This is a genomic window from Micromonospora sp. NPDC051296 (assembly GCF_040682255.1).
GTDB lineage: Bacteria > Actinomycetota > Actinomycetes > Mycobacteriales > Micromonosporaceae > Micromonospora > Micromonospora craterilacus.
The window spans coordinates 1-6,379 of the sequence record NZ_JBFBAO010000382.1; the positions used below are offsets into that span (position 1 = coordinate 1).

Annotated in this window: 8 protein-coding genes and 1 pseudogene; 2 read left to right on the forward strand and 7 right to left on the reverse strand. The window is 71.2% G+C overall.

Annotation, left to right across the window (positions count from 1 at the left end):
• Positions 1-616 (reverse strand): class I SAM-dependent methyltransferase (locus AB0M52_RS28560; protein ID WP_363960040.1); only part of this gene is annotated, 616 nt, incomplete at its 3' end.
• Between the two features lie 60 nt (positions 617-676).
• On the opposite strand from AB0M52_RS28560, the gene AB0M52_RS28565 reads away from it, so the two are divergent.
• On the forward strand, positions 677-1,264 hold the full coding sequence (locus tag AB0M52_RS28565; protein WP_363960043.1) for an XRE family transcriptional regulator: 588 nt from the start codon (positions 677-679) through the stop codon (positions 1,262-1,264).
• Positions 1,265-1,424: 160 nt separating this feature from the next.
• Here the strand turns inward: AB0M52_RS28565 and AB0M52_RS28570 are convergent, their stop codons facing one another.
• Both AB0M52_RS28570 and AB0M52_RS28575 read right to left on the reverse strand, forming a co-directional pair.
• Positions 1,425-2,075 carry an HAD family hydrolase gene (locus tag AB0M52_RS28570; RefSeq protein WP_363960046.1) on the reverse strand — a complete coding sequence of 217 codons (651 nt, stop codon included), beginning with the start codon at positions 2,073-2,075 and terminating at the stop codon, positions 1,425-1,427.
• Between the two features lie 10 nt (positions 2,076-2,085).
• Positions 2,086-2,388 (reverse strand): annotated as a pseudogene (locus AB0M52_RS28575) (response regulator transcription factor); the annotation flags it as partial.
• Between the two features lie 20 nt (positions 2,389-2,408).
• Here AB0M52_RS28575 and AB0M52_RS28580 point away from each other — a divergent pair.
• The gene (locus AB0M52_RS28580) at positions 2,409-2,507 is read left to right on the forward strand and encodes a multicopper oxidase domain-containing protein (protein WP_363960049.1); all 99 of its coding nucleotides are present in this window, start codon (positions 2,409-2,411) and stop codon (positions 2,505-2,507) included.
• A gap of 52 nt (positions 2,508-2,559) precedes the next feature.
• Here AB0M52_RS28580 and AB0M52_RS28585 read toward each other — a convergent pair whose 3' ends face one another.
• The 4 genes from AB0M52_RS28585 to AB0M52_RS28600 all read right to left on the reverse strand — a co-directional run.
• Positions 2,560-3,852, reverse strand: a complete 1,293-nt coding sequence (locus AB0M52_RS28585) for an MFS transporter (RefSeq protein ID WP_363960052.1) — start codon at positions 3,850-3,852, stop codon at positions 2,560-2,562.
• 135 nt (positions 3,853-3,987) lie between these two features.
• Positions 3,988-5,619, reverse strand: coding sequence for an amidase (locus tag AB0M52_RS28590; protein WP_363960055.1), 1,632 nt, complete (start codon positions 5,617-5,619; stop codon positions 3,988-3,990).
• On the reverse strand, positions 5,616-5,918 hold the full coding sequence (locus AB0M52_RS28595; protein ID WP_363960058.1) for a hypothetical protein: 303 nt from the start codon (positions 5,916-5,918) through the stop codon (positions 5,616-5,618). The genes AB0M52_RS28590 and AB0M52_RS28595 overlap by 4 nt, the downstream gene beginning before the upstream one ends.
• A gap of 136 nt (positions 5,919-6,054) precedes the next feature.
• Positions 6,055-6,379, reverse strand: a 325-nt coding sequence (locus AB0M52_RS28600) for an endonuclease/exonuclease/phosphatase family protein (protein ID WP_363960061.1), incomplete at its 5' end; no start/stop codon positions are given.

The following is a 6,379-nucleotide window of genomic DNA, read 5'->3' on the forward strand; positions in this document are numbered from 1 at the left end:
TCTCCCGCGCGGTCTCGATCTTCCAGGCCGGTGAGGTGAAGAGTTCGGTGATGTTCCGTAGGGTGACGGTCGCCTCGCGCGGATGATGGCCCGTCGCCGCGTCCGGCTCGTGGAGGTGCCCGATGATGAGCAGGGTTCCTCCCGGGGTGACCCAGTCGGCGATTCGCCGGTAGAACTCCAGCTGCGGGATCGCCGGATGCGCGTAACTGGTGACCACGAGGTCCCACTGCTGATCCGGTGCCCACGTGGTCAGGTCGGTCTCGACCCAGATCAGACGGTCGGCGGCCGGCGCCTCCCGGGCACGGCCTGCTGCCGTGGTGAGGGCGGTGCCGGAAATTTCGGCGCCGGTGACCTGCCAGCCGTGCTGTGCCAGCCAGATCGCCTCCGCGCCGGCCCCGCATCCGGCATCCAGCGCGGTTCCCGGCGTCAGGTGGTGTGTCTCAGCGGCGAGGTACGGATTCGCCGGAAGCCCACTGCCCGGCTTCGAGCCGTGATCGGGGGTCCAGTGCTGTTCCCAGTAGTCCTTGTCGAAGGCGTGCACGCTCAAGCCCCTTCCGTCGCGCGCTGTTCTGTTCTGCGCCCATTGCGCATGTATCTCCTGATCTCGTCGCCGCAACCAGGGTGACCCGGAGCATGCAGATGTGCAATCTTTCTTGCCAAACGGCAAACTGGCGGGATGGACGACGCGATCGACCGCACCCTCGACAACGTCGGGCAACGACTCAAGGACCTGCGCCTGCGCCGCGACATCACCCTCACCGACCTCGCCAGAGAGACCGGCATCTCCGCAAGCACCCTGTCCCGACTCGAGGCGGGGCACCGCCGCCCCACCCTCGAACAGCTTCTCCCGCTGGCCCGGTTCTACGGGGTCACCCTCGACTCCCTCGTCGGTGCGCCCCGCACCGCGGACCCGCGCCTCGACCTACGGCCCGTGGCCTGCAGCGACGGGTCCGTCATCATCCCCCTCACCCGCAGATCAGGCGGCATCCAGGCCTACAAGTTCATCCTCCCCACCGGGGACGACGACACCGAACCCGAACTGCGCTCCCACGAGGGATACGACTGGGCCTACGTCCTCAACGGCACTCTCCGCCTCGTCCTCGGAGAGCACGACCTCCTCCTCAAAGCAGGCGAAGCCGCAGAGTTCGACACCCGCACCCCGCACTGGTTCGGCGCCACCAGCGCCGGGCCCGTCGAGTTCCTGAGCCTCATCGGCCGGCAAGGCGAACGCGCCCATGTCCGCGCCGCACCCAAGACGAACTGATGATCACGGTCGAAGAACCGCATCCACATCATTCATGTCAAGAAACTGCACGGCTTCGGGATCTGGTACATCCGCGTTCGTACTCATCGGCACCTGAGTACGAGCCGGCAAGGCGGGCCCGACCGCAGGCCGCGGGTCTGGCAGGACGCCAGCCGGCAGCTCAGGTGCGGGCGAAGCTCGGCGCGCCCGAGACCCGAACGCCGAGTGTCCGGGCCGCCGGACCGAGCCTCCGATCCTGCGTGTCGGTCAACGGCGGCAGCAGCAGCGTGGGCATCCCGACGTCGAGCGCACCACCGTCGGGCCGCCGACGGTCGCCGACCATGAGCGTACGTGCGGGGTCGGTGCCGAGTTCGTCGAGCGCGAGCCGGAAGATCCGCGGGTCAGGCTTCTGCACCCCGTGTTCGAAAGAGAGCACGTACGCGTCGACCACGTCGGCCAGCCCGGCGGCGACGAAGGCCGGACGCAGGTCGAAGTGGATGTCGCTGAGCACCGCGATCGGCAGGCCGTCCCGCGCGATCGCCCTCAACACCGACGCCGCGTCGACCGCGAACGGGTTGTACGCCGGATCGGACTCCACCGCGTAAAGGGCTTCGGCCAGGTCGGCGTCGAGGCCCGCGTCAGCGAACACCGCGTGATACGTGGCCCGGTGCACCGCCGCGTCGCAGTCCACCCCCGGCGCGTCCAACCGGTCCGGCTCCCCGGCCGCCGCCGCGATCGCCGCCCAGACGTTCGCCACCGTCTCAGGCTGGTCGTCGCGGCCCAGCCGGCGCAGGGCGGCGCGCACCCAACTCTCGGAAGAGAGCGTGGTCACCAGGGTGCCCCGCCGGGGCGAGCAGCGCGTCCCCGCGAGCCACGACGGCGACGGCCTGTAGCAGGTCGGCGGGATCGGCGTCCTTGAGGAGGAACCCGCTGGCGCCCGCGCGGAGTGCGGCGAAGACGTAGGAGTCGAGCCCGTAGTTGGTGAGGATGAGGACGCGAACGGCGGCGAGGTCGCTATCGGCGGCGATACGGCGGGTGGCTTCGATGCCGTCGAGTCCCGGCATCTGCACATCCATCAGCACGACGTCCGGCCGCAGGCGACGCGACAGTTGGACGGCCGACGCGCCGTCGGCGGCCTCGCCGACGCCCCGGCGATACCTGGGAGGTGGCTTTCCTGGCCGACAACCCCGGAATGTGGGCCAACCACTGCCACAACCTGCCACACGCCGACGCCGGGATGACGCTGCACCTGATGTACGCGTAAGCCCCGGTGAACACGGGCGGCCGTGGCTCTCACCGGCGCGGAGTTGACCCCACTAGGGCAGTGACGCTGGCCTCCTCGTCGGTTCCGGCCCTGCGGGGGTGAGCATCGGGTGGAGGCGGAGCATGGCGACCGCGCCGAGCAGCGGTCCGGCTGCCAGGACAGCGACGGCGAGCGGCCAGCCCACCGCGTTGGCGACGATGGGCAGGCCCTGGATGGTGAGGGCGGTGATGAGGAAGCCCACGGCAGTCTGGAACGTCAGCGCGGTGCCGACGAAGCGGCTGTCGACGACCGACGTCGTGCAGGCCGAGAACATCGCCGAGTCGGCGATGACGCTGGTGCCCCAGACGAGCAGCACCGGCACCATGAGCCAGAGCGAGCGCCCGAAGGCAACGGCAGCGATGAGGCAGCAGGAACCGCTGACCATCATCGCGCCCGCGGCGACGCGGGCCCGTCCCCACCGGTCGCCGAGGCGTCCGGCCAGCACGCATCCAGCGGCCCCGCAGACGCCCAGGGCGATGAAGGACAGTGTGCCTCGCACGGTTCCGCTCAGCGGGGTGCCGTACGCGGCGGCACTTGCGCCGAGGAAGGTGGGCACCCAGGCCCAGACGGCGTACAGCTCCCACATGTGGCCGAAGTAGCCCAGGTTCGCCAGCACCGGTCCGCGGTCCCTGAGCAGGGAGAGGACGACCCGCGGGTGCAGGCCGGTGGACCGGGCGACGTACGGTCCCACCGAAACCCGTTGCACGAGTACGGCGGCGACGACAGCGAGCCCGGCGGAGACGAACAGACCCACCCGCCACGCCGAGTCGAGCGAGCCGCCGACGAGATGAGGCAGGGTCGATCCGAGGGTCAAGGCACCGACGAGGGCACCGAGGGCGAAGCCACGGCGTTCGAGGAACCAGCTGCTGGCCAGCTTCAGCCCGACGGGGTAGACGGCGGCGAGGGCGATGCCCGTGACGACACGGAGGATGATCGCTGTCGTGGCCCCCTGGGCGAAGACCGCCAGCGCCGCCGTGCTACCGGCGGCCAGGAGCGCTCCGGCAGTGACGAGGTGCGGAGGGTGGACGACGTCGGGGAGGTTCAGCGCGGCGGAGGTGAGCGCACCGATGACGAAGCCGAGCTGGACGGCGGTGGTCAGCAGGGTGGCCTGGGCCGAGCTGAGCCCCCACTCCGCGCGGAGAGCGGGCGCGGCCGCGGACGCCGCGAACCAGGTTCCCATCGCCAGCACCTGCACCGATGCGATGAGGAGGAGCTGACGTCCGGCACCCGGTCGGGCCGCACCCAGCCGGACCGACGGTGCCGGTCCCGTGCCTGCCGGCACCAGGCCGCGCGTCGTCTCGTCCATCACGTCTGCTCCACGTCGGCGGGCTCGGGGTGAAAGACCAGCAGGCTATCGGGTTGGCTGGTGCTCGAAGCCCGCGGCCACGTACCGGCGTGCACGAGCGGACGGAGGGCGGGCGGTGCCCGCCCTCCGCCGTCGTCACTGGGTGAGTTCGGCGACCTGCTCGGCCGTCAGGCGCAGCTCCTCGGCCGCGGATCCGGCCCGTGCCTGGGCGGCGGCGGGCGGGTCGGCGGGCCGGCGCAGATGCCAGTCCGTCGTCGCCTGGTACGCGGCCACCACGGACAGCAGCCGGTCCTCGGCGTACGGCAGGCCACCGAGGATGGTGCCGATAGGCACGCCGGCGCCGGTGACCCCGATCGGGAAGGCGATCTCCGGCAGGCCCAGGATGTCGAAGGGCACCGGGTCGGTCTGCACCACGACGTCACAGGCGTCGAACAGGTCGTCGAGCACCCGTTCCAGCAGCAACAGCTTGGCCCGCTGGCCGGTGAGGAACTCGTTGCCGCCCAGCAGGGCGCCCTGCAGCCAGCTGGTCACCGACACGCCGAAGCCCCGCAGGTCGCTGCGCAGGTAGGGCATGAACGGCTCGCTGCGCTCGGGCAGGCGAATGTTGTTGAAGGTACTGCCGGTGAGTTGGCTCCACCCCTCCGGCAGTGGCACGTCCACCAGCGTGGCACCGGGAATCGCGGCGAGCTGCGCCAGGTACGCCTGGCGGGCCAGCGCGGTGGCCGAGGTGCCGTTGGTGAAGCCGGGCAACACCCCGATCCTGGTGTTCCAGCGCAGCTTGACCCGGTTCCGCTGGTACACCGGGGTGGCCGCGTCGATCAGTTTGGGCACCTCGGGCAGCCCCTGGCTGCGCGGATCCGCGGCGTCCTCGCCCGCCATCGCGGTCAGCATGATGGCGGCATCCTTGGCATCGCGGGCCAGCGGTCCCGGATGGTCCCGGGTGTAGGTGAGCGGGATGATGCCGGCCGCCGAGACGCGGCCCATGGTCGGCTTGAGCCCGGTCAGGGCCTGGGCGTTGGAGGGTGAGGTGATCGAGCCACCGGTCTGGGTGCCGATGCCGGAAGTGGCCATGCGGCCCGCCACCGCGGTCGCGGTGCCGGTGGACGACCCGCCCGGGTCGGTGTTGCGGTTGGTCGGCGTCCAGGCGTTCACCGTGGTGATCACTCCGGCGGGCGTGGTGGCCCGGGTGGTGGCCAGCGGGCCCATCTGCGTCTTGCCGAGGACGATCGCGCCGCCCGCCTTGAGCCGAGCCACGGCGGTCGCGTCGTACGGCGGCACGAAGTCCTGGAACAGGAAGGAGTTCGCGGTGGTGTGGACCCCTTCGGTGTAGTAGTTGTCCTTGACGGCCAGGGGAATTCCGTGGAGCGCCCCGCGCCGAGGCCCGCGGGCGGCCGCGCGGGCCGCCGCGATGGCCGCGTCGGCGAGCACGAGGTTGAAGGCCCGGTAGGTGCCGTCGTACGCGGAGACGCGAGCCAGGTACGCCTCGACCAGTTGCTCGGGGGTGAGCTTGTTGGCCCGGATGAGCCAGGCCGCCTCGGCGATGGTCAGCTCGGTCGGATCGGCGACCGCTTCCGGGCGGGGCTGAACGTAGGCGTTGGGCTGGTCCAGCGCCCCGTTCTTCACCGGGCCGCGGAACAACGGGCCGCTCGCCACCGCCATCGAGGGGGCGGTGACGGTCGCGCCAGCGGTGGCTGCCGCGGCCAACGCGGCAGCGCGGGCCAGGAAGGCCCGGCGATCGACCGAACGGTCGAGGGGTTCGACAGTCATGCCTTCCGCCATTCCGTGCTGTTCGCCGGGTACAGGACCGGCACGCGTTGCTGCGACAACGCCGCCGCGACGTGGGGATCGGTGGTGCCGGCGGCGGGCAACTGGTAGGCGGCCAGCGCCGCGACGGTGCCCCGCACGAACGAGCGCAGCGAGGCGAGCACCGAGTCCCGGCCGGGCGAACCGGTCTCGGGATCGGGGGTGGTGCCGGGCGGGAGCTGGTCGAGATCGATGCCGAGGACGGCCAGCCGCGCCCGGATCAGGGCGTTCAGTTCAGCATCGGTGGGCGGAGTGGGGGCCATGGTGCTCCTCTCAGGAGGCAGGTCGCCGTGTTCCGTCGAAGTGAGCCGAACCTAGGCCGGTCCCGATGTCGGGAAAGGACCCCGCGATGGAAATTGAGAGATACTTGAGCCTGCTGCGCCGGCCCCGAGTGCGGTGTCATCGGTCGCGCAGCGACACCAACAGTTCCTGCGGCCGGTGGTCGGAGGCGCCACGCGCGTCTCCGAAGTGGTAGGAGTGCACCCGAACCTGCGGCGATACGAGCGCCCAGTCGAGCCGCCACCAGTGCGGCCAGCCGGCACGGTGCGCCCAGCTCGCCGGGTACGGAGACGCCATGGCGTAACTCGCGTCGCGCAGGCCGTCGGGCAGCTTACGCAGGTCACCCATTGCCGGTGTGGTGTTCAGGTCACCGGCGAGCAGCACCGGGTGCGGGTTGGCGCGGATGTCGCGGGCCAGCGCCCGCCACTGCGGCTCCCGCTGGGCG